Source organism: Chitinophaga pendula, from assembly GCF_020386615.1.
Lineage (GTDB): Bacteria > Bacteroidota > Bacteroidia > Chitinophagales > Chitinophagaceae > Chitinophaga > Chitinophaga pendula.
Map to the genome: position 1 here is coordinate 1844017 of NZ_CP077769.1, position 25455 is coordinate 1869471.

The window sequence follows — 25455 nt, forward strand, 5'->3', positions numbered from 1 at the left end:
TACAACATACCCTCGATCTCCTGCGACAGGCAAAAACCAAATAAAGACAATTAACCTGGTAATAAATAAAGCCGGTAGTCCCGAAAGGACTACCGGCTTTATCATTACGGATGACCAGCACTACTCACTTCGTAAAGAACGAACCGGGTTCGTCAACGCTGCCCGCACCGATTGAAAACTCACCGTCAACAACGCAATCAACACCGTCATCAGACCGGCCAGCACAAACATCCACCATTGTATCTCTATATGATAAGCAAAGTCCTCCAGCCACTGGCTCATCATATACCAGGATAGGGGAGTACCCACCACGATAGCAATCAATACCAGCCTCACCATATCTTGGGACAACAATCGCACAATACTGGCTGAAGAAGCTCCCAATACCTTCCGGATGCCGATCTCCTTCGTACGCCGCGTCACATTATATGCCGTCAGCCCCAATATACCCAGGCAGGTAATGAACAGCGTGAAAAGAGAAAATACCTTCACGATCTGGCCAAACTGCTGGTCCGACTTATACTGCTGATCAAACAACTCATCCATAAAATGATACTCAAAAGGATACCCGGGATACTGCGCATCCCAGACCTGCTTCACCGCTGTAATCGTCTGCTGCACATCCTTCGTATCTACCCGAATCGTATAATAAGCCCCTCCATTATAATACCAGTGTATCATCGGTAAGATCGACTCTTTCAACGACCGCTGATGGTAGTCATCCACCACCCCGGTAATCACCGTATGATCCAGCTTGCTGATCTGTAAACTTAATTTCTGACCTACAGCCGCCTCCGGCGACGCAAAACCGAGTATCTTGGCCGCCTGCCGGCTGATGATTACCTGGTTCTCATAAGGGTATCCCTCCCGGAAATTATCCCCCGCCGCCATCTTCATTTGCATATTCGGAATGAAATGCGCATCAATCCCATACAGGTAAAACGTTAGCCCTTCATTACTTTTACTGCCATACCTCGATATCCCGGACATGGTCGCCAGCTCATGCAGGCTCACTCCGGGTAACGAACCGGACATCGCCACCTGCGTTACATGCGGCAACCGCGACAACGACTCCCGCAACGTTTTGTTCTGCAGATTCACCGTCGAATCTGGCATCCCCGTAATTGCATTTTTAACGACCAACACCTGCGACGGATTCAGGCCCAGGTCCTGCCCACGCATAAAAGATAATTGACGATACACGATCAGCGATGCTGACAGCACCAGCAAAGCAGCAGCAAACTGCCCCACCACCAGCATACGCCGCAACAGGTTACCCTGCGAAGTACCGGTACTCGTACGCTGCATCACCGTGATCGCCTTCGTCCCCGACAACGAGATCGCCGGATACAAACCCGACAGCAAACAATTGAACACGAAAATAGCAGCACAGATACCCCAGAACGTCCGGGAACTGAAGAGCTGCAAAACAATAGGTTTCCCGATCAGCTGAACATAAGCAGGCGTCAGTAACTGCACGATCATCAATGCCAGACACATCGCCAATAAGTTCACCAGTATCGTCTCCACCATCAGCTGCCTGATCAGCAACGACCGCGAAGAACCCAGCACCCGCCGCATGCCGATCTCCTTCACCCGGTTACTGGCTCGGGCAGTGCTCAGGTTCACATAGTTGACAGACCCGATCAGCAACACCAACACCGCGATCATCAGCATAAACCGCACACTCTTCGCATCCCCGTTGATCTCCGGCTCGAACGTCTTGTGAGAATATAAATGAATATCCTTGATAGGCTCCGCCGTAAAACGGTTGTTTTGAATAAACTCTTTGGAAATAGGTAACAACTTGCGGTTCACCACCGCCAAGTCCGCCCCGGGCGCCAACTGCACATAAGTGAAATTGTTATTACCCTGCCAATTGTCCATCTTCCATCCCATACTCGATAAGGTAGGGAAAGATACCAGCATATCGAATTTCAGATGCGTATTCGGTGGCACATCCTTGATCACACCCGTCACCGTTAGCAATAACTGCAGCGCCTTGATCGTCTTACCCTTCGCCGGCGAATCCCCGAACAAACGCCGCGCCAGCGACGCCGTCAGCACCACCTGCATAGGCGCATCCAGCGCATGCGCCGATACCCCCTCCACAAATGGGAAATTGAACATGGTAAATACCGTCGGATCAGCAGCATACACCTTATCCACGATATACGATTGATTACCATAATTCACCGTAGAGAACTCCTCCATCGTCTGCAAACGCACCGTCTCCATCACCTCCGGTAACCGCTTCTTCATAATTGCCGCCAACGGAAAGTTCGTCTCACAATCCGTCACCACATACTCCCCGTCCTTGTAACGGTCCATCGTCACCCGGTAAATGTCCTTCGCCTTCGGATGAAAATCCTCATAGCTGTACTCAAATTGTACGAAATCTATCAGGAAAAGGAAGGCTGCCGTAGCCAATGCCAACCCCAACACATTAATGACAGTATAAAAACTGTCCTTACGGAGATTACGCCAGGCAATTTTCAGGTAGTTGATCAGCATGATGATATTTTGGTTGTAATGCCAGCGGATGCAAGAATGCTGCCATATCCGGATAAGCGCTGCCATAGCAGTAGAACGGATAAAGCACCTGTCTCGTTTGTTCGCATGCGAACGGCCCGATGTACGAAAACGAACAGTCAGTAAAATAAAAAGAAATATAGATATTTGCGCCTGCTTACACCTTTCCACATGCACTTCACCGTCATCTTATCTTGCCTGCTTCTCTTATTGCCTGGGTATACCCTCCCGGCACATGCACAAAAAATAACACTATCCCGCCAGATAGACCAGCTAATCCAAAGCGATACCCCACATCGCTTCAATGGCATGATCAGCATCTTCCGGAATGGAAAGGAAATATACCATAACAACAAAGGCTGGGCCGATCTGGAGAAAAAACAACCGTTCACCGCCAACGCCCAATTTACCATCGCCTCCATCAGCAAACAAATAGCCGCCGTACTCATACTGCAACAGGTCGCCAACCACCGCATCCAACTGGATAAACCAATAGGCGAATACCTGCCGGACCTGCCGCATAACTGGAAACAGCAGGTTACCATACAACAATTGCTCACCCACACGTCCGGCCTCAACAAACAGGGAGACTCCCTCGAAAACAAACCAGGTACCCGCTACGCCTATAGCAACACAGGATACATCCTTCTGGGGCGCGTACTCGAAAAAGTAACCGGCTCCTCCTATGCTGTACTGACAGCAACACTGTTCCGCCAATGCAAAATGTATCACTCCCTGGCCCCTGCAGATAATACAGCACAGATAGATACATCGACTATCGTACAGGGGTATACGGAAAATGAACAACGCCGGCTGGAACCCGCACGTAGATTATGGTTACCCTTTTATGCGCCGGCAGGTGCCACCGTATCAACCGTGTCAGACCTGCAGCAGTGGCTCCAATGTTTGCATAATGGCAGATTACTGCCGCCCGCCTTATACAAAAACATGATTACACCAGCTATTACCTACGAACACCGCTGGGGCACATTGGGATACGGATACGGTCTCATGATCAATCAACAGCAGGATATACCAGAGATTGGTCACAGCGGATATGTCGAAGGATTTATCGCCACAGCAGTTACCTTCCCTCAGGCCCGCCTCTCCCTGGTCATCCTCGAAAACGTATCCTGGGACCCCGCCGATATGTCCCGCGTATATCGCCATCATGATAACATCCGCACACTCATCCGCGAAAAAATAAAAACAGATCAGTTTAAATAAACGAGTATTTTTCTTTGATTGTCAATACCACTATTATTATTGTAGTAAATGGCTCACAATGCCCTGCAATAGCGAACTTCACCATTGGTAAAAAAAAGTGTATCCGTGTAGGTTTTATACTTATATTCGATGTAGTTAACCAATTTATAGAACCCTAAAAACTCCAAAAGAAAATGAAAAAGTTTCTTCAGTTAGCCATGTTCCTAGTCGCCGTACTACTTAGTTCCACTGCTATGGCACAAACTGGTTTTATCGTTTTTTATGAAGGCAACAATGGATCCCAGAACATTGTTGATACTAAAGATGATTCTCCCGGACAAGACTTCCGCCCCGCTCAGAACGACGAAGCCCGCTCCGTACAACTCGTAGCGGTTCGCGCTAATTGCACCATCCAGGTATTCGACGATCCAAACGGTTCCTTAAGAGATGACTTCTGTATCATCACCACCAAACGTTTCATCGGCTCTTACATCGTTAACAGCTTCGAACAATCCTACGAAGATGATAATGTTCGCGTAACATACATCCGCAATAACGGATTGGACGGAAAAGTGTCAAGGATTAAGATCCTCTAACACCTGCCTTTATTTCAACTTAGTTCAGGGAAAGGGTATCTGGGATCACCCTTTCCCTTCTCCCGTTTATTCACCCTGGAAAACCCCTCGCTTGATATGAAAACATTCCGTATCATAACTACCCGTTTGTGCCTCACACTCACTATCCTCCAAACACTCAACGCCTGCCGGCAAGACCTGCACGATGTCACTCCCGCTACACCGCCCAACGCCCGCATCGCTACCGCTGAAAGAGCCGCCTCCTACGCTGACCTCGCCCTGCGATGGGCCCCCGTACATTATCAGGACGTCGACGTCACCGGCAGCCACAGCCTCTCCGGCAAATCAGACTATATCACCGCCATCAACTTCGACAACGACTGGATAGCTACTAACAACTGGGATAATATCGCCAGTAACAACGCCTCCGCCCATGCCTACTACTCCGTAGTAGAAACCAGCACCCACTGGTTCATCACCTACGCCTTCTTCCACCCCCGCGATTGGACGGACCTGTTCCTCATCCTCGACGAACATGAAAACGATCTCGAAGGATTACTCACCGTAGTAAAAAAAGATGGCTCTGAATATGGCAGCCTGCAAGGTATCGTTACCGTCGCACATAGCGACTTCTACTCCTTCACACCCGCCGGCAGCCAGCTGCAGAACGGACAGGAGACCATCGACGGCACCCTCTCCCTTGAACAATATAACAACGCATTACACCCCGTTACCGCACAGGAAGCAAAAGGACATGGCCTCAAAGCCCATCCCTACTATAAGATAAATGGAGAGGGCGTAAGATACCTGCCGTCAGCAACCATCGCAGGTATACCCACGCATCCCGACGATCGTCAGGTCAACTACAAACTCGTCGATATCTTCGAAGCCAATGGCCTCTGGGACCAACGCAATAACACGCAATTGTTCAGCAGCCCCGCCGGTGCCTTCAAAAGCAGCTACGGCAGCGGCAACGCCAACGCCCCCTGGAACTGGAACGATGGCAACGATGGCGATGTCGCCACCGGCGAAATAGCCACCGACCCGGCCAAGCTCGTAAGCATCTACTTCAGCAACCTGGGTAACTTCGACCGTAACTACACCTCCAACAAATACAAAGGGATCTGATCCCATATCTACATATCGGCCCTCGACAAAATTCCCTCCCCGCAGGCTTTATGACGTTAGCAGATTAAAGCCTGCGCGCTTTTACATACTTTTGCAGCAAATGGGAAAGAAAATAGAGGACTTCAGCAAAATATTGGCTGCATTGGACATCAAGGCCCTGAACGATATGCAACAGGCCGCCATCATCGCCAATCAACAACATCAGGACGTAGTATTATTATCCGCTACCGGCTCCGGGAAGACATTAGCCTTCCTGCTACCCGTACTCCAACAGATACCTCCCGATACCAAATCCACCGCGGCCATGATCATCGTCCCGTCACGGGAACTGGCGCTACAGATCGAACAGGTATTCCGCTCCATGAGCACCGGCCTTAAGATCACCTGCTGCTATGGCGGACACTCCCGGGAAACAGAAGAGAACAACCTGGTAGAACCTCCGGCAATACTCGTCGGCACACCCGGCCGTATCTCCGATCACATACGTCGCGAAAACATTACCACCAACACCATCACCACCCTCGTACTCGACGAATTCGACAAATCACTGGAACTGGGCTTCCAGGAAGAAATGTCCTTCATCATATCTTCACTCCCGCATCTCCGCAAAAAGATGCTCACCTCCGCCACCGAAGCCGTACAAATACCCGATTTCGTCGGCCTGCAACAACCACATTATCTCAACTTCCTCCCCGCACACCAGGAACAACCGGCACAACTCAGCATCAAGACAGTACTATCCCCCGATAAGGACAAAGTAGATACCCTCTTCCGCCTGCTGTGCCTGTTAGGTAATCACCCGGCCATCGTCTTCTGCAACCACCGCGAATCAGTAGAACGCACCGGCGACCTGCTGTCTAAACTGGGTATCGTAAATACCTGCTATCATGGCGCCCTCGAACAGGAAGACAGAGATACCGCCCTCACCCGATTCAGGAACGGTTCCACCAACGTACTGGTCACTACAGACCTCGCCGCTCGTGGCCTCGATATACCGGATATCCACTATATCATCCACTATCACCTGCCGGGAACAGAAGAAATATTCATCCACCGAAATGGCCGCACCGCCAGGATGCAAGCCTCCGGTACCGCCATCGTCATGCTGTCGCCCGAGGAGAAACTACCGGCTTACATCTCCGCCGGCGTAGAAGAAATGCAATTACCGGATACGTACCAGCTGCCCGAAAAACCAATGTGGACCACCGTATACGTAAGCGCTGGCAAAAAAAATAAAGTCAACAAGATCGATATCGTAGGCTTCTTCTCCCAAAAAGGCCAACTCACAAAAGAAGATATCGGCCTCATAGAAGTCAAAGACTTCCACGCACTGGTCGCTGTGAAAAAAACAATGGTCAGCCAGCTACTGCAACGCATAAAAGGACTGAAGATCAAAAATCAACGGGTCCGCATAGAAGTAGCCCGATGAACATTCCCCAAATATTTTGCACCGTAGACCGGTTTTCTTAAATTAAAGCAATGAATGCACGACGATCATCCAACCGCAGAAGAGGCGACGAAGAAGAAAAGGTATCGCTGAAAGAAAGACTGGACGCACTGAAAAACCTGCCCCGATTTTTTAAAATGGTCTGGGATGCCAGCCCGGGTCTTACCCTCACCAATGCCATATTACGCATCGTAAGAGCCGCATTGCCACTCATGGCGCTCTACGTCGGAAAGCTCATCATCGACGAAGTCGTGCTCCTGATACAACACAAAGGCCCGTACTCTCTGACCTACCTGTGGGAACTCGTAGCGATACAGTTCGGGCTCTCCATCCTGTCCGATGCACTCAACAGGGCCATGTCTCTCCTCGATAGCCTCATGGGCGACCGCTTCGCCAACCGTACCTCCGTCCGGATCATGGAACATGCCGCCACCCTCGACCTCGACCAGTTCGAAGATGCCGAATTCTATGATAAGCTCGAACGTGCCCGCCAGCAAACTGTTGGTCGTACCGTACTGCTATCACAAGTGCTCAGCCAGGTACAAGACCTCATCACCATGGGATTCCTCGCTGCAGGCCTCATCATATTCAACCCATGGCTCATCATCCTGCTGTTCGTCGCCGTAATACCGGTCTTCCTGGGTGAAGCACACTTTAATGATAAACAATATGCCCTCTACTACGGGCAAACCTCCGAAAGGCGCGAACTCGACTATATCCGCTACCTCGGCGCCAGCGATGAAAGCGCCAGGGAAGTCAAAATATTCGACCTCTCGTCCTTCCTTATCAATCGTTTTAAACAACTATCAGAGAAATTCTACCAGGCCAGCCGAAGCCTGTCCATACAACGCTCCGTATGGGGCACCGTCTTTTCCATGTTAGGTAGCGCCGGCTACTACGGAGCCTATATATACATCATCCTCCGTACCGTCAGCGGTCACCTGTCCATCGGCGATCTCACCTTCCTGACTGGCTCCTTCAGACAACTCAGTACCTTACTCGAAGGTATCCTGACTCGTTTCACCTACGTTTCTCAAGGGGCCATCTACCTCAAAGACCTCTTCGAATTCTTTGAGATCAAACCTCACATACAACCACCAACGACACCCCGGCCTTTCCCTAATCCTATACAACAGGGTATCACCTTCGAAAACGTCGGCTTCAAATACCGCAATGCCGAAAAATGGGCCAACCGCCACCTCAGCTTCACCTTGCACGCTGGCGAAAAACTAGCCCTGGTAGGAGAGAATGGGGCAGGCAAAACCACCTTGGTGAAATTATTAGCACGCCTCTATGATCCGACAGAAGGCCGCATCCTTCTTGATGGCCACGACCTCCGCGAATACGACCTCACCGAACTTCGCAAACAAGTAGGGATCATCTTCCAGGATTTCCTTCGCTACCAGATGACCATGGCCAACAACATCGCCGTAGGCGACATCGGGGATAAAGAGGATCGCCCGCGTATCGTTAGCGCCGCCAGGCAAAGCCTGGCCGATCAGTTGGCCGCCCGCTTGCCCCAACACTACGACCAGATGTTGGGCAAACGATTCAATAACGGGGTTGAACTATCAGGAGGAGAGTGGCAGAAGATCGCATTGGCACGTGCCTATATGAAAGATGCCCAACTGCTCATACTCGACGAACCTACCGCCGCACTCGATGCCCGCGCAGAATATGACGTATTCCTGCGATTCGCCGATCTCACAAAAGGGAAAACATCCGTACTCATATCACATCGCTTCTCCACCGTACGTATGGCCGATCGCATCCTGGTACTTGATAAAGGTACATTGGCAGAAATAGGCAGCCACGAAGAATTGCTGGCGCAGGATGGAACCTATGCAGCCCTCTTCCACCTGCAGGCACAGGGATACCGATAAAGATCCCGGTAAAACCCTATGACCGGCATATCTGCGGCATGGTTGTTTTTGTACCTTGTCCACCGGAACCATCGCCTTTAGGGCTATTACCATGAAACTGTACCCGCTACTCCTCAGCTGCCTGTTGTACATAGGCCTGCCGCTGATACCGGCATCGGCCCAGGATACCCTCTTCCGGTTTGCCCTCGTCACCGATACCCATATCGGCGCCGAAACAGCTGCCGAAGACCTCCAGCATACCGTCGCCGATATCAATAACCTACCCGACATCGCCTTCGTCATCTTCTCCGGAGATATCACCGAATTCGGGTCCGATGACGAGCTGACAACCGCCTACAGCATCATCAGCCAGCTGCATAAACCCTGGCATATCGTACCGGGCAACCACGACACCAAATGGTCTGAAAGTGGTTGCAACTCCTTCCGCAAAGTATTTGGCGGCGAAACATTCAGCTTCCGCTACAAAGGATACTGGTTCCTTGGCACTAATTGCGGCCCCAACATGCGAATGGGACCCGGCCAGGTACCGCGGGAAAATATCGTCTGGCTAGAACAACAACTGCAACGGGAACCGGATAAAACCATCCCGCTCATCTATATCAATCATTATCCCCAGGATACCAGCCTCAATAACTGGTACGAAGTCCTCGACCGGCTGCACGACCGGAACGTGAAAGCCATGCTCTGCGGACATGGACATGCCAACCGGGCACTCCGCTTCGAAGGTATGCCAGGCATCATGTGCCGGTCCAACCTGCGGGCAAAAGCACCGATAGGAGGGTACAATATCGTATCCGTACTGGATACCGCGCTGGTCTTCAACGAACGCCGCCCGCACACAACAACCTTGCCGGCCTGGCATATCGCCAATACCAGCCGTAATACCTGGCAGCTAGATCCATTTCGCCCCGGCTATGAGATGAACCAGGAATATCCCCAGGTACATGTCCGCTGGCAACTGCAGGAACAGGGAGATATCGGCAGCGCCGTCGCCATCACCGGCGATCGCGTGGTCTATACCAATACTAACGGAGAGATCAAAGCAGTACAGCTCGACACTGGGAAGCCCTTGTGGAAATACACCACCGGAGGCAAGATATACGCAACCCCCCTGATCTATAAGCAGTATGTAATCACCCCTTCCTCGGATGGCAGCGTATATTGCCTGGACCTGACAACTGGTAAGTTGCATTGGAAATATGAGACTGGTAAAGCAATCGTGTCCTCTCCGGCTGTATACAGGAGCTGGGTAGTCATCGCAGGTTCCGATGGTCACTGCCGTGCCTGGGATATTGCTTCCGGACAGCTGAAATGGGACTTCGAGGGTATCCGCAATTTCGTGGAAACCCGCCCCCTCGTCTATCAGGATAAAGTGATCTTTGGCTCCTGGGGCAACGAATGTTATGCCCTAGATGCCTCTTCCGGTGCCAAAGCCTGGAGCTGGTCCAATGGCGCCGCCAATCGTATGTTCTCCCCGGCAGCCTGCTGGCCTGTTGCTACCGCCGGAAAACTATACCTCGTCTCTCCGGATAGATATATGACCGCCCTCGATGTCGCCAGCGGTAAAGAAAACTGGCGCCACCGCGATTCGGCCAACTGGGTCCGGGAGTCCATCGGCTTGTCCGCAGATAGTAGCCTCGTATTCGTAAAGACCATGCAGGGCCATATCCTGGCGTACGCCGCCAACAGCGATACCCAATCCCTGGTATGGAAATCACCGGTGCCCCTCGGATATGAAATATGCCCTTCGCCTCTCAACGAAAAAGATGGCGTACTCTATGTCCCCACACAATCTGGTGTCCTGTATGCCCTGTCTGCCACCAGCGGTGACCTCCGCTGGAAATACAAATACACCAACTGCCTCATCAATACAGCACAACCTGCGGGTAAAAACCAGGTCATTACCTCCTCGGCAGATGGTAAATTAATTTGTCTGGAAATAGTGAAAAGACGGTAAAATCCAATAGGGATAAGGGATCGCTAAAATTTAACATTGTGGATATTAATTATGCGTTAACTTTATATTAAATTATTGTTACCAAAATTTTAATCTGCATGTCTGAACATAAGCCTGCTGTGGATACAGCAAAGCCCTCCAAAAAGGAGATCCGTCATGAAATAGAACATAAGATCGCCAACGCGCTGAGCGATTTGTCCAAGTCTTTGGACGCCAAAAAGTTCAAAAAATACATTAAGAAAGCTAGTAAGATACTGAGAGAAGGTATGCACGAGGCTGGCAATCAAGCAGCAAAAGCCGTAAAAGCAGCAAAAGCGCCGGCTAAAACGGCTGCAAAAAAAGCAAGTGCAAAAGGGGGCAATAAGAAAGCCGCGGTGAAGAAAGCCCTGGCCCCCAAACCGGCGAAAAAGAGCGCCGCTAAAAAAGCCGTGAAAGAGACCGTAAAAGCCTAGTCTTTACGTGCAATATATAATAAAGGCGGAAGGCTACCCATGCGGGCAGCCTTCCGCCTTTATCATGAACACCAGCAACACATATCCTCGATGATACACCTCAAAAACAAAAAAGGCCGGAAGGAATTCCGGCCTTTGATATTTATTGCACCACATAAGGTGAAGTCTTAAGATTACATCACCTAGAAGTTTAAAGGAGCAAATCGTACTATATTCATATTTCTCGCACGATAAATGCCCCAGAATCCATCGACCGGCGTATTACCTACTATGATCGGCTGGGCTATATTTCTTTTGTTCATTACATACGTTCTACGTTCTGTACCTATACCCCAGGCAAAACGCTCCGTCACTATCCGGTGCTGCCGTCCGCCACATGCAGGATCATAATGATATACATCGAGACCAGACTTCATTACTTCCAGGGATGGTACCCATCCGAAAGACAGCTTCCTGAACATCTTGGTCTTGAAGATACCGGCAGTGAAGAGGAAACTATGGTGCCAGGACTGAGAGGTCATTACGATGTGTTTAGCGTCAATCTGCACCCAGTTCTGTGCAGATACGTTATTCCTGCATCTGCCGAACGGCCATTTGATCGGATCTGGCCAGAATATGATACCTCTGCTTGGGTCAGTACTGCGTAACCAGTTGATCAGCTTATCCCTGCCTTGTAACTGTAAGGCTTTAATAGTATCTAACACCGGTGTGTTTTTAACGCCTGGTATCAGTATGATGAATTGATCCCGTTCTATGTGATACAGCGTATCTCCGACACCGTAGTTACCGTCTGCATTAATCATCGCTTTAAACACGACATCGGTGCCAGTCTTGTCCGGATAGCTGGAAGTATCCAATGTGCTGCTTTGCGCTTGTCTGTCGAGCCAGGAACTCACTTCCGATTTCACCTGCGCACGCATAGAGATCAGGTTGATTTTCTCTTCATATTCCTCCTCTGGCTTGTCATTCTCGTCTGCAGCCGTTCTGGCAGCCTTGGCATATTTATCTTCAGGAAAAGTATCTATTCGCGCATACCTGACGGATTGCGACTGCTCGTGAGCATCCTGTGCTTCTGCCAGGTCTTGCTGGATGCGCATGAAAGTAGCCGAATCCTTATAATGGGGAATGTTATTAGCGTCTACAAAAACATCAGGGGTCGACACCTGACTGGTGGCTTTCATAAGGCCGGCAGGGCCGGGCGCTACAGGTTTAGCAGTATCAGCTAGTTGTTTCGTACAGCCTGCCAATATCAGCAGGCCTAGCGCCATAGGGGCTAATGAGATTTTCATCAGTTTGTGGTTTTTAAGTTTTTTCAATTAGAAGCAATGGGCATTCTTCTTGGATTTAAAAACAGTGCAATAATTAGCTCATTTCAAATAGGTCTTTTAAGCCAGGGCTCTACTGTTTGAAGATAGTCATGTGATGCATTTTTTTCGGATAAAGTAAAATTAATTGCGCATAGTCCGGTATCCAAATGCAGTTTTTTAACGGTATCTATTTGTTTATAAACGGCTGTTATATCCGGTTGATAAGGGTTAACATGGATTTATCCTTTACTTCGCGGAATCCTCCAACCGATTATTTAACTTACACCAGTAAGCCTTTTTCATTTTATTTAACCGGAAACATTAAGCTCGTACAGAATGGCTAACCCTTATGTATCCTTACTCAAAACAGCCTGGAAATATGCTCGTAAGGAAAAAAAGAAATACGTACTCATCTATGCTATGTTCATCGCAGCCAATATTGCCGCCGCGATGAATCCCATCCTGTTTGGATGGTTTATTGGCAAGGTCCAGCAGGATACTACCCAGATCATGTACCACGCATTGTTATATGCGGGTGGATATTTTGCGCTCAAACTCATTGAATGGGGATTCCATGGCCCGGCCAGGATCATGGAAATGGAACTGGGCTTCAATCTCAGCCGTAACTTTCTGCAGGAACGGTATCACCAGGCCCTTCACCTGCCCGTTAAATGGCACCAGGATCATCACAGCGGGGCTACCATCAACCGCATCCGGAAAGCTTACGAAGCCCTGAGGAACTTCTTCGGACACGGGTTTATGTACCTCCATGCCGTATCCAAACTGGTATTCTCCCTCATCGCCATGATGTACTTCTCCCCACTCTTCGGATTCATCGGCTTGCTCCTCGGTGTAGTCGCCATCGGCGTCATCTTCATCTTCGACAAGCCATATATCAAAACACTCGAAGAAGTCAACGAAAAAGAACACGTCGTATCTTCCACCTTATTTGATAGCCTCTCCAATATTATGACCGTGATCACTCTCCGGCTCGAAAAAAGTATGGAATCCGGACTGATGGGAAAAGTATACCGCATCTTCTACCCGTACCGGAAAAATGTCGTGATCAACGAATGGAAATGGTTCTGCGCCGATATGCTCGTGACGTTGATCTATTGTGTAATAGGACTGGGATATATCTATCAGAATTGGGAACCGGGGAAGGTCTTCTACGTGGCAGGGCTGGTCACCTTGCTGGGATATGTCAATAACTTCACCAGCGTATTCCATGATGTCGCCTGGCAATATTCCGATATCGTACAGTATAATACCTACGTGCAGACAGCCGACAATATCAGCGAGTCGTACAAACAGCAACACCGTCCGGATGCAGCTCCACAGCTGCCTGAACGCTGGAAGTCCATAGAACTGAAAAACATCAGCTTCTCCCATCGGGCTGCCTACGATGATGCCTACGCTCCGCAAAGCCTGCATAACCTTCATATCAACATTGCCCGCGGAAAACGTATCGCCCTGATAGGAGAGAGCGGCAGTGGTAAGAGTACGTTGTTGTCCCTGCTCAGAGGCTTGTATAGCCCGCAACCTGGCGTGCAGTTGCTCGTAGATGGCCAGCCTTTCGACCTGGCGACTCTCAACGAAACCGTCACCTTGTTCCCGCAGGAACCTGAAATATTCGAAAATACGATCGCCTATAACGTCACCCTCGGCCTTCCTTTCGAAGAAGCCGATATCAGGGCCGTCTGTGAAAGCGCCCATTTTACCGAAGTCATCGCTCAGCTACCCAATGGCCTCGAATCCGATATACGCGAAAAAGGAGTGAACCTCTCCGGTGGCCAGAAGCAACGGCTGGCCCTGGCACGGGGTATATTGGCAGCCCGCGAAAGCCAGGTCGTACTGATGGATGAACCCACCAGCAGCGTCGATCCGAAAACCGAAGCTATGATCTATGACAAATTGTTCAGCGCCTTCGCCGACAAAGCAATCATCTCCTCCATGCACCGGTTACACCTGCTGGCCAAATTCGACTACGTATACATCCTGCACCAGGGCAACATCGTAGATGAAGGTACCTTCGAATATCTCCGCCAACATAGCCCTGTATTCGGAGAGCTGTGGAAACACCAGCAGGAAACCGTCGGCCGTCAACTGCTGTAACACACCGATTACGTATATTTGTTATTCATTCAAAATAAAACGACCATGTCAATATCCTCAAGTGCAGACCTGGAAGGCATGCAACGCATCAGCAACGCAGTAGCAGTGACACTCAAACAAATGAGAGAATACGCCAAGCCTGGTATGTCTACCCGCGAGTTGGATGAATACGGCCGCACCATACTCGAATCATATGGCGCACGCTCCGCTCCCAAACTCACCTACGGCTTCCCCGGATGGACCTGCATCAGCGTCAATAACGAAGCCGCACATGGTATCCCAGCAGAAAAGAAAGTACTGCACGAAGGAGACCTGGTCAATATCGACGTATCTGCCGAACTCGATGGATACTGGGCAGATAACGGGGGATCATTCGTATTGGGCCAGGACATCAACAACCACCAGGCCCTTGTAAACGCCTCCCGTGATATATTGTTCCGCGCACTTAAAGAAATAAAAGATGGCGTAAAGATTGCCGACTTAGGTGGCTTCATAGAAAAAGCCGCTAAGAAAAAAGGTTACAACGTCCTTAGAAACCTGCTCGGCCATGGCATCGGCAGAGGCCTTCATGAAGCACCGCACGAAATACCTAACTTCTATGATCGTTTTAATAAAGGCGTATTTCGTAAAAATGCCGTAGTCGCCATCGAAACCTTCATTTCCACCAATGGTACTATCGCCGAAACGCTCAGTGATGGCTGGACACTGGTCGCTAAAAATAGCTTCGTCGCGCAACATGAACATACCATCATCGTTACCGACAAGGAACCTATCATCCTCACCGCCGCCAACGATATCTGGGCATAAAAAAGACCTGCAGCTGATCACAGATCAGCTGCAGGCCCTTACAACCTTCGCCCATAAACCCTCGTGTATAAGCCTTGGTGCATAACTCCTCCCTCATAAACCCTTCTGCATAAACCTTCGCCCATAAACCCTTGTGTATAAGCCTTGGTGCATAACTCCTCCCTCATAAACCCTTCTGGATGAACTTTCGCCCATAAACCCTCGTGTATAAGCCTTGCTGCATAACCCCTCCCTCACAAATCCTTCTGCATAAACCTTCGCCCATAAACCCTCTTACATAAACCCATCTGCATACCCGCGCTCCCCAATCCTCCCACTGGCGCGCGGAACAAACACCTTGACAGGATCAGATAAAATACCTATATTGGATATACTTATTGAAAACCATTTACCGGTTAACTGTTTCCTATTCGCCCAACGTTAAAATTCCACATATGAAAAAACAGATGCATCTCTGTATCACCCTGTTCACCGCCATAGCCCTCTATGCTTCTGCCTGTCAGAAAGATATGCAGCAGGATCACCCGGCAGATAATGTCCGCGCGAATATCGCTAATGCCGCCGCCCGTGCTGGTGCGCCTTCAGACCCGGCAAGAGCAAGTCTCAAAGCGATGATCGAAAATGTGAAACAGGCCGATGGCCGGCGCTATAATGCCAAAGACAACGCAGGACATACCATGGACTGCGCCAAGATCATCCAGCAGACAGGAGGCAATACATTCGTCGCCGTTTATCATACGTACGTTAACGGTACGCCCAAAGTCAACCTCGCTACCTCTACAGACCTCATCAACTGGACCTGGATACGCGAACTCGCCGGCAGTAACAATGGTGGCGCTTCGCAGCCTACCATCGCTCCGGCCTCCGATGGGGGATATGTTATGGCCTGGGAACAGGAACCCAGTAACCACCTTAAATTCGTCTACTTCTCCAGCTGGACGAACCTCCTCAATGGCGCCGTTGCCAAAAGTTACGATGTATCCCGCACCCTGTCGTCCTGCGCAGAAGGGACGCCTAACATATACGCTGCCAGCAGCACCCGTGTTGAAGCCGGCTATCACTTCTATCATAATTGCGATGTAGACCGGCAGGCGAGGGGAGTACTCAGTAATTTCAACAGCTGGAGGGGCTCGGCACAACCCAACTTCGACAACGCATTACTACACTGGGGCGTCCAGGGGAACATCGGCGACCGCGACATACTCTACGATTTCGATGGCTATAACTTCGGATTGATAGAAGGACAATTCGCCAAAGGCGACTTCGGCACCTGGAGATCCTTTATTTATGACTACCAGACCGGAAATGCCGAACAACTGAACATACAGACCAATAGCGGCAGCCAGGCCTTCGCCAACCCTACCATCTCGCGTGTACAGTTGAATGGGCGCCGTGCGCTCGTATGCACTTTTTTTGTGCCCAGTGAACGATCTGCACCAGGAGAAGCCGGTGAGCTGATCTGTTACAAATATTACTGATACCGGTCCAGCAGCCACCGGCATTCCGTTACCTTTAACACAAACCCCTATATATGTCGGCGGTCGTACTCATTACAGGTGCCTCTTCGGGATTGGGCGAGACAATCGCCAATTACCTGGCCGATAAAGGATACATCGTATATGGCACCTCCCGTAATATCCATTCCGAAGGGAGGAAGTTCCACACCCTTCAAATGGATGTAGGCGATCCGGAGAGTATCCGGCGGTGTGTACAGCACATCCTGCACGCGCAAGCACGTATCGATGTGTTGATTAATAACGCCGGACTGAGTATCGCCGGTGTGACCGAACATCTCTTGCTGGCAGATGTTCAGCAGACCTTTGATACCAATCTGTTTGGCGTAATACGTGTATGCCAGGAAGTACTGCCGTATATGCGGGCGCAACAGCAAGGCCGTATCATTAATATCAGCTCTATCGGTGCGGAGATAGGATTACCTTACCGGGGTATCTATAGCGCCAGCAAAGCCGCATTGGATCGTTTTACAGAAGCACTCCGGCTCGAAGTAGCGCCCTTCGGTATTCAGGCTTGCAGTTTCCAGCCGGGTGCTATTAAAACGGGGATCAACCAACGCCGGCTACGCACTACGGTACCCACCGGTTCTCCTTACCAGCATAGTTTCGAAAGTACCTATGCTGGTATCGATCGCAGTATAGAAAAGGGATCGACGCCGCTTTCATTTTGTCCGGTTATATTACACATCATCCGCTCCAAACATATCAAACGATGCTATCGTGTCGGTACTCTGCTCGAAAAGATAGCCGTGCTTCTTAAGCAGCTATTACCTGCTACACTGTTTGAACGCCTGATCAGCAGGTATTATCAGCATTAATCAGTATTGGGCATACCCGTCCAAACGTGTATGCCAAACGCATGCTGCGGCCTAACTATATGGCACAAACGATAATACATGATGATCAATCGATTGTCCGCGATCTGAATAAAAAGTGAATAACTAGCTAACGTGCTCTTTATGAGGGGACAGCAGCTTTTTCGCTGCGAATGTATTGACAATGAGTTGCGTACATAGTACGCATAGTCTACAAATTTAGTAGAATTTGACTTACATTTAATCCCATTATAAAACCTCAACCCAAATCTATCTTTATGAAACGCAACAGAATCTACGGCCACATCGCGGCCGCATTGTTTCTTGCCTCCTTCCTCGTAACAGGCTGTAAAAAAGAAACACTGCAGGAAAACCCTACACAACCGGAGAGCAGCATTACAACTGGCGCACAACAACTTGCACCTGAAGACCACACAACGATTACACCAGAAAGGCAGAAAATCATTGACTTCTTCAAGAATGCTGAATCAAATGCAAACAGCAGAAGCAGCGAGGTGGTAAACCGCGCTACTTTCCAGGGCTTCACCATCAACTATCAGGGTACCGTACCTACTGATATCAGAAGCCTGGTAGAAGGAGAGATCAACCAGCTGTTGCAAACCAGCACCACTGCTACGACTAAAACGCGTATGAAAGGTGCTCCGATCAATGTGTACAACTCCCCCGGATCAGGCGACCTGTTCTACACCGGCGGACAAGTGTACATCGTGAACTTCCAGGTGTACAGACAAGTGCACTCCGGCCCGGGTAATGTGATCTTCCATGAGCTGATCCACTACCTGCACGATCGTTATTTCAGCTTCAACAACAGCACTATCATCGGCCTCTGGCAAGGTGTAAGAAGCAGAGGAGTATATCCTGCTGGTTCTTATGTGCTGAGCAATCAGGTAGAATACCTCGGCGTTACTGCAGAAGCTTTCTACTGTAACACCAACAGACCTCCGTACAACAGGTCTACTGTACAAAGCTCCGATCCTAATGGCGCGGCTTTCTTAAATGCTAATTTCTAAAAGAGCATCTTTTATTGGGAGATCCGGCTGTCGCTCGTGCGGCAGCCGGATCTGTTATTACTGCCTACCTGATCCGTACACACAGCCCTTCCTTATCCCAGGAACCGGAATAGATACAACGGCATGGTACGCCGCCCAGTGCAGCGCATCCGTTACGTTTACAGGTATCCAAATGACAGTAAGAATCCTCTCTTCTGCCTCCGCCTTGTACGCCTTTCAATGCAGTACGGGATAATGTCTCATAGTGATGGAATGCTTTTTTCATTTCATATGGTTTGAAGTGGATAACATTGCCTACTCTTTTCTGAAGGTTTTCGGCATCCCCTTTTTATTGCGCAATAATATCAGCACGTATAGTGGCAGAGCGCCTACTACACCGCATAAATGGCAAACGGGTCGAAAAAAAGCAGCGGAAATGACAGTATAGGGCAGTAGCGTAAGTATATAAATATAAAAAGAAAAAAGTTCCGCCATCCTATAAAAACGGCGAAACTTTACAAGCAGAAAATAAAATGACTATATCATCATTTGCCGGATGCCCACAGTATCGCATTACGCAGTAAGGCGGTATACACCGGCAACTGTAGTAAGCCCGGATCATGTCCTATAAAAATGTAGACATTGCGGGCGGCATAATGCGGATTCGTCCATATCACCGGATGATCTCCCATCTTTTTGTTGGATGGGGGCTGGTAAGTACGTTCATCCACATGCGCCAGTACATGTACCTGCATACGCGGACTACGATCATACGTATACCATTCTTCCTTCGGTATGGTGAACGTCTTGGGAATGCCTTTCATCACCGGGTGTACGCTATCTTCTACCACTACTTCGCCGCTGGCAAAATTGGCGATATAGTCTTTGAACCGGATCTGCCCCATAAACCGGTGGAACCAGTTCCAGAGGGGATAGCCATCAAACTCGCCCAGAAGGGTGGCATGATGCAACCCTACCCAGCCACCGCGCCCCTGATCGATATATCGCTCAAAGGCAGCGACAGCTTTTGTCTCCCAGGCGTAAGGCGGATAATCCAGCTGGAGGAAAAGCCGGTATTGGGATAAATATTGGTCGTCAATAAGGTGGGTGTCTGTGATATAGTCGACGGTGAAATGTTGCTCTTGTGCCAGCTTGTTCAGCCATACTTTGGCTGCGGCAGAAAACTGGACATGGTGTCCGCCGTTCTCCGACAATGCGAGTACTTTAAAAGCAGGCGCTGTACCTGCCTGCATCCGGCAGGGCAGGAGCAGGAGGAGTAAGCAGGCCAATGCAGCAACAGCCCTCTGGTACAAGGGCTGTCTGCTGTTGATTAAGATCAGGTTCGAACGAAAAAAAACGGAGATCATGCGTTAAGCTATAAATATATCGATCAATAGATACTAGAACCGGAACCGTTCCCAGCCGTCGATGGTAGGACGGTTGCAGGTCATGGGTTGTACGCCGTTTTCGCTGGATACATACAGCCCATTATTACCACGTAAGGAGATGGTGCCGTCTGCGTTGGTTACCCAGTCAAATTTCTCCCAATCTCCGATGGTCGTTTTGTTACACGTCATGGCAGCTGCACCGTTCTCAGAGGAAACATATTTGCCCTGGCTACGCAGCGCGATCTTTCCGCCGCCGGCATCTACTACGGTAAATTGTTCCCATGCCTGTGGTGCGGGACGGTTACAGTTCATAGCCTGGGTACCGTTTTCTCCGCTCACATAGGAGTTGTTGTTACCCCGTAGTGTGATCGTGCTGCCGATAGGTGCATTACCACCAGGAGTGTTCACAATATTATACACTTTTACATAATCTACCCACATACTGGCGGGCAACTTGCTCTCATCTATATTCTGGCCTGGGAAGTCTCCGCCCACGGCCAGGTTGAGGATGATGAAAAAGGGTTTGTGGAACTCCTCTGTGCTGTTGATGTTGTTCTGGATATTGGCAGTCGCGTAGTTGTTGCCATCTACAAACCAGCGGATGGAGTTGGCATCCCACTCTACGGCATAGAGGTGATAGTCTGTAAAGCTGGTAGTGGTGGTACCGCCATACCGTACATAGCCATTGGCATCCCAGTGTATGGTACCGTAGATCGTATTGCTGGTATTCACCTGCTCCATGATATCGATCTCGCCGCATTTTGGCCAGCCTACACCCGGCTGTCCGATGTTAGCACCCAGCATCCAGAAGGCAGGCCATAAGCCTTGTCCGGAAGACATGCGGATACTGGCTTCTATACGGCCATACTGGATGCTGAACTTACCGTTGGTGTTCAGGCGTGCAGAAGTATAAGGTTGTCCTTCCACACTTTGTTTACGAGCGGTGATTACCAGGTTGCCACCGGTAACGGCGGCATTGGCGGGCTGATAATACTGCTTTTCGTTGTTGACATGCAGGTTGCCATTTTCAAAATTCCATTTACTCTGGTCTACACTGTTACCATTGAACTGGTCTTCCCATACCAGCTGATAGGTAGCTTCTGTAGCAGGCTTACGGGTACTTTTTTCCTGGCTGTCGGCAACAGGACGCTCTTTCTGACAGGAAAAAAAAGGAAGTGCGAACAGGGCCATACCTACACCGGCCATAACGGGGAAACGTGGTCTTTTCATAGCATTCATTTGTTATTGGGTGATAAAATGAGCAAGTGGTTATGCCCAAACGTGGAACTTTAGCATTACTGTATAAAATAATCGGGTAACCTGGTCTAATGATGGGTTGGACTCGGATAAGTCCTGCACGTTCTATAACGACGAGGTCAAATTTCTGAAATTATTGTCAGATATACCGTCATAGTAACTACATCAAGACTACATCGCGAAAAATTAATTAGCTGATTCTCAATATTGACCAGCTACGTCATTACCACTACACCTATTTTGAGGAAGAGAATAATCCTCTCGCTTCCCATTGGGTCAATGCAGTAAAACAACAGTGAAGTTGTCTCTTTTTCTGTGGGAGGACTAGTAGTTTTTCATCACTGGATGAAGGTTTGTACGATAAGTAATCTATGCATAAAGATACCTTCCTTATGTTGCCTTCATGTAAATAGGTACAATTATTTTTAAACTGATGTAGTATTGATGTACGTTTCAAACGACATCCTTTAGTAACCCCAAGTTATTTTTGCGATCGATTGATTACTTCCAAGCCCTAAGTTCCACAGCGCAGCACTATGACCCATCAGATCATTCCTGTCACTTCTGTCCACATTATCTAACCAAAAATCTCATTGCTAATTTTTTTAATCACCCAAAAAGCATCACTATGAAGATCAATTCTATCCTGTCTCTACGTAATGTTAACCGCAATGCACGAACAGCTTTGAAATTCCTTTGCGCCCTATTGTTGACCCTTAGTTTTACCCTGTCTGCGTCAACTGTTTCTGCCCAGTTTAAGGTGATCGGCTATATGCCTTCCTGGGCGGGTGATGTCAACACTGTTCAGTACAGCAAACTGACGCATATCAACTATGCGTTCCTGTTGCCTACCAACACGGGAGGACTGCAGGCGATCGAAAATCCCAGCAAACTTCAGAGTCTTGTAAGCACTGCTCATGCCAGGGGTGTAAAAGTGCTCATCTCCGTAGGTGGCTGGAACAATGGTAACGACCAGGGTTTTGAAAGCCTGGCGGCTAATGCGACCTACCGGAATAACTTCGTTAACAACATGATCAATTTCGTGAACCAGTACAACCTGGATGGAACGGATATTGATTGGGAATACCCCGATGCCGGTGCGTCTGCCAACAACTATGTGGCCCTGATGACGCAGCTGTCCAACGCGATGCACAGCCGTGGTAAACTGCTTACTGCTGCCGTGGTAGGTAGCGGCGGCGCCAGCATCCTCGGCTCTGTATTCCCGCTCGTGGACTATCTCATGCTTATGGCCTACGATTACAACAACTTCGACCACTCCACTTATGCGCATGCGCAACAGTCCCTCAGCTATTGGAGAGGCCGTGGTCTACCCAAAGAAAAGGCTATCCTGGGTGTACCTTTCTATGGTCGTCCTTCCTGGGAATCATATGCCCAGCTCCTCGCCAGAGGTGCCAGCCCCAACTCCGATATCTTTAACGGCGTGTTCTACAATGGTCTTCCTACTATCAGGAGCAAAACAAACCTGGCCTTCGATCAGGGTGGCGGTATCATGATGTGGGAGCTTTCCCAGGATGCTACCGGTGCTAACTCCCTGTTGTCTGCCATCTATGAGGTGAAAATACAGAGAGGCGGTGCTGGTCCTAATACGCCTGCAGCTCCTGTTGGCAAAACCATCTGGCTCCAGGGTTTCAATAACAACTATGTAAGCTCCAAAGCTGGACAAGGTGCTATGTGGTGTAATGAAACAGCGATTCAGGGCAACAACCGCTTCCTGGTAGTAGATGCTGGTGGTGGCAAGGTCGCCCTGAGCAGCAATGGCCTGTATGTATCTTCTGAAAACGGTACACAGCCGATCACTTGTAATCGTCCTACTATCCAGGATTGGGAGAAATTTGACTGGATCACTACTGCCGACGGTAAAGTAGCCCTCAGAGGTAGCAACGGTCTCTATATCTCTTCTGAAAATGGTGTACAAGCGATGACCTGCACCCGTCCGGAAGTACAAGGCTGGGAAGCATTCACCTTCGGTGAGATAAGCGCGGCCAGATCCGCACAGGTAGGCGAACCTACACCAGGTAAAGAAATAGACGGAAATAAAGAGCGTGCAGCGGTGGTATTCCCTAACCCGGTAACCAAGGGCAGCCCGATCACCATCAAGGTACAGGATTATGACAGCAAAGCCCCTGTAGAGGTATCCGTATTGGATCTCAATAAAAAAGTACTATCTAATGTAAAAGCAAATACCCAGACAGTATCTGTTGGTACTGCCAACATCCCCGGTGGTTATTATATCATTGTGATCACCAATGGTCGCAACAGTTATACAAAACGAGTATTGGTACTTTAATCACTTTCTTATCAGCAGGGTCGTCTCTTTAACAGGGCGACCCTGTTGCTTTTCTAAAATAATAACACTGAGTTTAAATTGCATGGCTATTTTGTGGGGTAATTCCAACCATCACATGTCCATCCAGATGATAGCACATATCTCGTCCTGGCTGCAGGGAAACGAACCGGCGTTCAAGCTGGTATTCGATCACTACTATCCGCGCCTGTATAAATATGCAGTCAGGTATGTGAAAGACGAGACGACGGCGGAGGATATTACGATGCAGGTGTTGGCCAGGATATGGGAGAAGAAACACCTGGTGAAGGAGGCGGAGACATTTGAAAATTACCTGTTTACTATAGCACGCAACCAGATCATCCAGAGCTGGAAACAGCAGGTAGAGGGCTGGGTGTCTATAGAACACATACAAGATAGTCCTGTCGCCACTACGCAGACAGATGTGCTGCTGACACGTGAACTGGAGGATATATATCATAAGAGCCTTTCTGCTCTCCCGGAGCAGCGCCGTCGTATCTTCCTGTTGCATCGCAACGATAAACTCACCTATAAGCAGATTGCCCAGCAGCTGGATATCTCTCCTAAAACCGTCGAAAACCAGGTGGGTGTTGCCCTCAAGCACCTCAGAGCCGCTATGATGAACTACTTATCTTCTTTACTCCTCTGATCCCCTTTGTTAACAAATTGTTACCCCATAGGGGTTTTTGCTACAGTTGCTATATACCATTATAGAAAGGCACAACATGCAGCAAAAAGAGATCGATCCGCAACTATTACAAAAATATCTTGAGGGCACTTGCTCTCCCGAAGAGTGGCAGCAGGTGTATAACTACCTGTACGATCAGGCGTATGCGGATAGTTTAGCAGCAAACATGCAGCAGGACTGGCATCATATGATGGCGCAGCAGCTGCCGGCACCTGCTCCTGAAAAATATGATACTTTCCTGCGAAAAACCGGCCAGACAGCTTCCCCGGTACTAACATTATCACCTTGGCGTAAGACTTTGCGCTGGACGGCTGCTGCTGCGGTTGCGCTGCTGGTGATAACAGGGGGTTGGTATTGGCAAAGGCATCGACAGGAACAGCAGGCTTTTATGGCGTTGCAATGGCATTCCCTGCACAATGAACAAGGGCATTCCAGCGTCATCATCCTGCCCGATAGCTCCCGCGTCTTCCTGGGCGCTGGTAGTACGCTGCGTTATCAGCATAATTTTAATGACGCTAACAGGGATCTCTATCTGGAAGGGGAGGCTTACTTTGTCGTAAAACACGGCGGTACGCAACCTTTCCGGGTAACAACAGGCAAGATAACCACTACAGATGTCGGCACTGAATTCAATATCAGGTACGTACCCAATATCAGCACCATCGACATCTCCGTTGCAAAAGGAGAAGTAGCGGTATCCCATGGTAATAACACTACTGCTTTGCTGCAATCAGAAAGGTTAAGATATGAAATGGCTACGGGTAAAGCCATCAAAGAAAAAATCACAACAAATGAAGCAGTAGGAGGTTGGAGGAACGGACAACTCAGCTTCCAGCACCAACGTCTGCAAACCGTCATGCAAGAACTTGAAAGGCACTATGGTACTACTATTCACCTGGATACCACTACTACCGGAAATATTACGATCACCAGCACCATAGTGGAAGCCTCTCTGGAGGACGCATTGGATATCATCTGCACCGCTGCAGGTGTACACTACACAAAACAAGGCAACATCATCACGATCAGGTAACTATTATTATTTAAC

At 49.3% G+C, this 25455-nt stretch carries 20 protein-coding genes; 15 read left to right on the top strand and 5 right to left on the bottom strand.

Going from position 1 to position 25455, the window contains the following annotated elements; translation table 11 throughout:
- Positions 1–120: 120 nt before the first annotated feature.
- The gene (locus KTO58_RS07135) at positions 121–2580 is read right to left on the bottom strand and encodes an ABC transporter permease (RefSeq protein ID WP_095840042.1); all 2460 of its coding nucleotides are present in this window, start codon (positions 2578–2580) and stop codon (positions 121–123) included.
- A 99-nt stretch (positions 2581–2679) separates the two neighbouring features.
- Here KTO58_RS07135 and KTO58_RS07140 point away from each other — a divergent pair, with 99 nt between their 5' ends.
- From KTO58_RS07140 to KTO58_RS07170, 7 genes are all read left to right on the top strand, one after another.
- On the top strand, positions 2680–3759 hold the full coding sequence (locus KTO58_RS07140; RefSeq protein WP_157753136.1) for a serine hydrolase domain-containing protein: 1080 nt from the start codon (positions 2680–2682) through the stop codon (positions 3757–3759).
- A 173-nt stretch (positions 3760–3932) separates the two neighbouring features.
- Complete coding sequence (locus tag KTO58_RS07145) at positions 3933–4334, top strand: hypothetical protein (RefSeq protein WP_095840040.1); 402 nt, start codon at positions 3933–3935, stop codon at positions 4332–4334.
- A 96-nt stretch (positions 4335–4430) separates the two neighbouring features.
- Positions 4431–5441 (top strand): hypothetical protein, encoded by a 1011-nt coding sequence (locus tag KTO58_RS07150; protein ID WP_095840039.1) that lies wholly within the window; start codon positions 4431–4433, stop codon positions 5439–5441.
- A 100-nt stretch (positions 5442–5541) separates the two neighbouring features.
- A complete protein-coding gene (locus KTO58_RS07155; protein ID WP_095840038.1) occupies positions 5542–6870 on the top strand; it encodes a DEAD/DEAH box helicase in 1329 nt (442 codons plus the stop codon).
- 50 nt (positions 6871–6920) lie between these two features.
- Positions 6921–8771, top strand: a complete 1851-nt coding sequence (locus KTO58_RS07160; RefSeq protein WP_225860107.1) for an ABC transporter ATP-binding protein — start codon at positions 6921–6923, stop codon at positions 8769–8771.
- 91 nt (positions 8772–8862) lie between these two features.
- On the top strand, positions 8863–10728 hold the full coding sequence (locus KTO58_RS07165) for an outer membrane protein assembly factor BamB family protein (RefSeq protein ID WP_225860108.1): 1866 nt from the start codon (positions 8863–8865) through the stop codon (positions 10726–10728).
- 98 nt (positions 10729–10826) lie between these two features.
- Complete coding sequence (locus KTO58_RS07170; RefSeq protein WP_198314988.1) at positions 10827–11180, top strand: hypothetical protein; 354 nt, start codon at positions 10827–10829, stop codon at positions 11178–11180.
- Between the two features lie 182 nt (positions 11181–11362).
- Here KTO58_RS07170 and KTO58_RS07175 read toward each other — a convergent pair whose 3' ends face one another.
- On the bottom strand, positions 11363–12469 hold the full coding sequence (locus KTO58_RS07175; protein WP_157753133.1) for a hypothetical protein: 1107 nt from the start codon (positions 12467–12469) through the stop codon (positions 11363–11365).
- Between the two features lie 354 nt (positions 12470–12823).
- Between KTO58_RS07175 and KTO58_RS07180 the strand changes: the two genes are divergently transcribed.
- The 5 genes from KTO58_RS07180 (at position 12824) to KTO58_RS07200 (ending at position 18769) form a co-directional block, all read left to right on the top strand.
- Positions 12824–14602, top strand: a complete 1779-nt coding sequence (locus KTO58_RS07180) for an ABC transporter ATP-binding protein (RefSeq protein WP_095840033.1) — start codon at positions 12824–12826, stop codon at positions 14600–14602.
- A gap of 45 nt (positions 14603–14647) precedes the next feature.
- On the top strand, positions 14648–15409 hold the full coding sequence (gene map / locus KTO58_RS07185; protein WP_095840032.1) for a type I methionyl aminopeptidase: 762 nt from the start codon (positions 14648–14650) through the stop codon (positions 15407–15409).
- A gap of 434 nt (positions 15410–15843) precedes the next feature.
- Entirely contained in the window at positions 15844–16887 is a 1044-nt protein-coding gene (locus KTO58_RS07190; protein ID WP_198314987.1) for a glycoside hydrolase family protein, read from the top strand.
- 53 nt (positions 16888–16940) lie between these two features.
- Complete coding sequence (locus KTO58_RS07195) at positions 16941–17741, top strand: SDR family oxidoreductase (RefSeq protein WP_095840031.1); 801 nt, start codon at positions 16941–16943, stop codon at positions 17739–17741.
- A gap of 275 nt (positions 17742–18016) precedes the next feature.
- Positions 18017–18769, top strand: a complete 753-nt coding sequence (locus tag KTO58_RS07200; RefSeq protein WP_095840030.1) for a hypothetical protein — start codon at positions 18017–18019, stop codon at positions 18767–18769.
- A 64-nt stretch (positions 18770–18833) separates the two neighbouring features.
- Here the strand turns inward: KTO58_RS07200 and KTO58_RS07205 are convergent, their stop codons facing one another.
- The 3 genes from KTO58_RS07205 to KTO58_RS07215 all read right to left on the bottom strand — a co-directional run bounded on the left by KTO58_RS07205 (position 18834) and on the right by KTO58_RS07215 (position 21366).
- Positions 18834–19034, bottom strand: coding sequence for a hypothetical protein (locus KTO58_RS07205; protein ID WP_095840029.1), 201 nt, complete (start codon positions 19032–19034; stop codon positions 18834–18836).
- A gap of 259 nt (positions 19035–19293) precedes the next feature.
- On the bottom strand, positions 19294–20115 hold the full coding sequence (locus KTO58_RS07210) for a ThuA domain-containing protein (RefSeq protein ID WP_225860109.1): 822 nt from the start codon (positions 20113–20115) through the stop codon (positions 19294–19296).
- Positions 20116–20148: 33 nt separating this feature from the next.
- A complete protein-coding gene (locus KTO58_RS07215) occupies positions 20149–21366 on the bottom strand; it encodes a family 16 glycosylhydrolase (RefSeq protein ID WP_095841662.1) in 1218 nt (405 codons plus the stop codon).
- 655 nt (positions 21367–22021) lie between these two features.
- Between KTO58_RS07215 and KTO58_RS07220 the strand changes: the two genes are divergently transcribed.
- From KTO58_RS07220 to KTO58_RS07230, 3 genes are all read left to right on the top strand, one after another.
- The gene (locus tag KTO58_RS07220; protein WP_095840028.1) at positions 22022–23701 is read left to right on the top strand and encodes a glycosyl hydrolase family 18 protein; all 1680 of its coding nucleotides are present in this window, start codon (positions 22022–22024) and stop codon (positions 23699–23701) included.
- An 82-nt stretch (positions 23702–23783) separates the two neighbouring features.
- Positions 23784–24368, top strand: a complete 585-nt coding sequence (locus tag KTO58_RS07225; protein WP_157753132.1) for an RNA polymerase sigma-70 factor — start codon at positions 23784–23786, stop codon at positions 24366–24368.
- A 76-nt stretch (positions 24369–24444) separates the two neighbouring features.
- Entirely contained in the window at positions 24445–25440 is a 996-nt protein-coding gene (locus tag KTO58_RS07230; protein ID WP_095840026.1) for a FecR family protein, read from the top strand.
- The last annotated feature ends 15 nt before the right edge of the window (positions 25441–25455 follow it).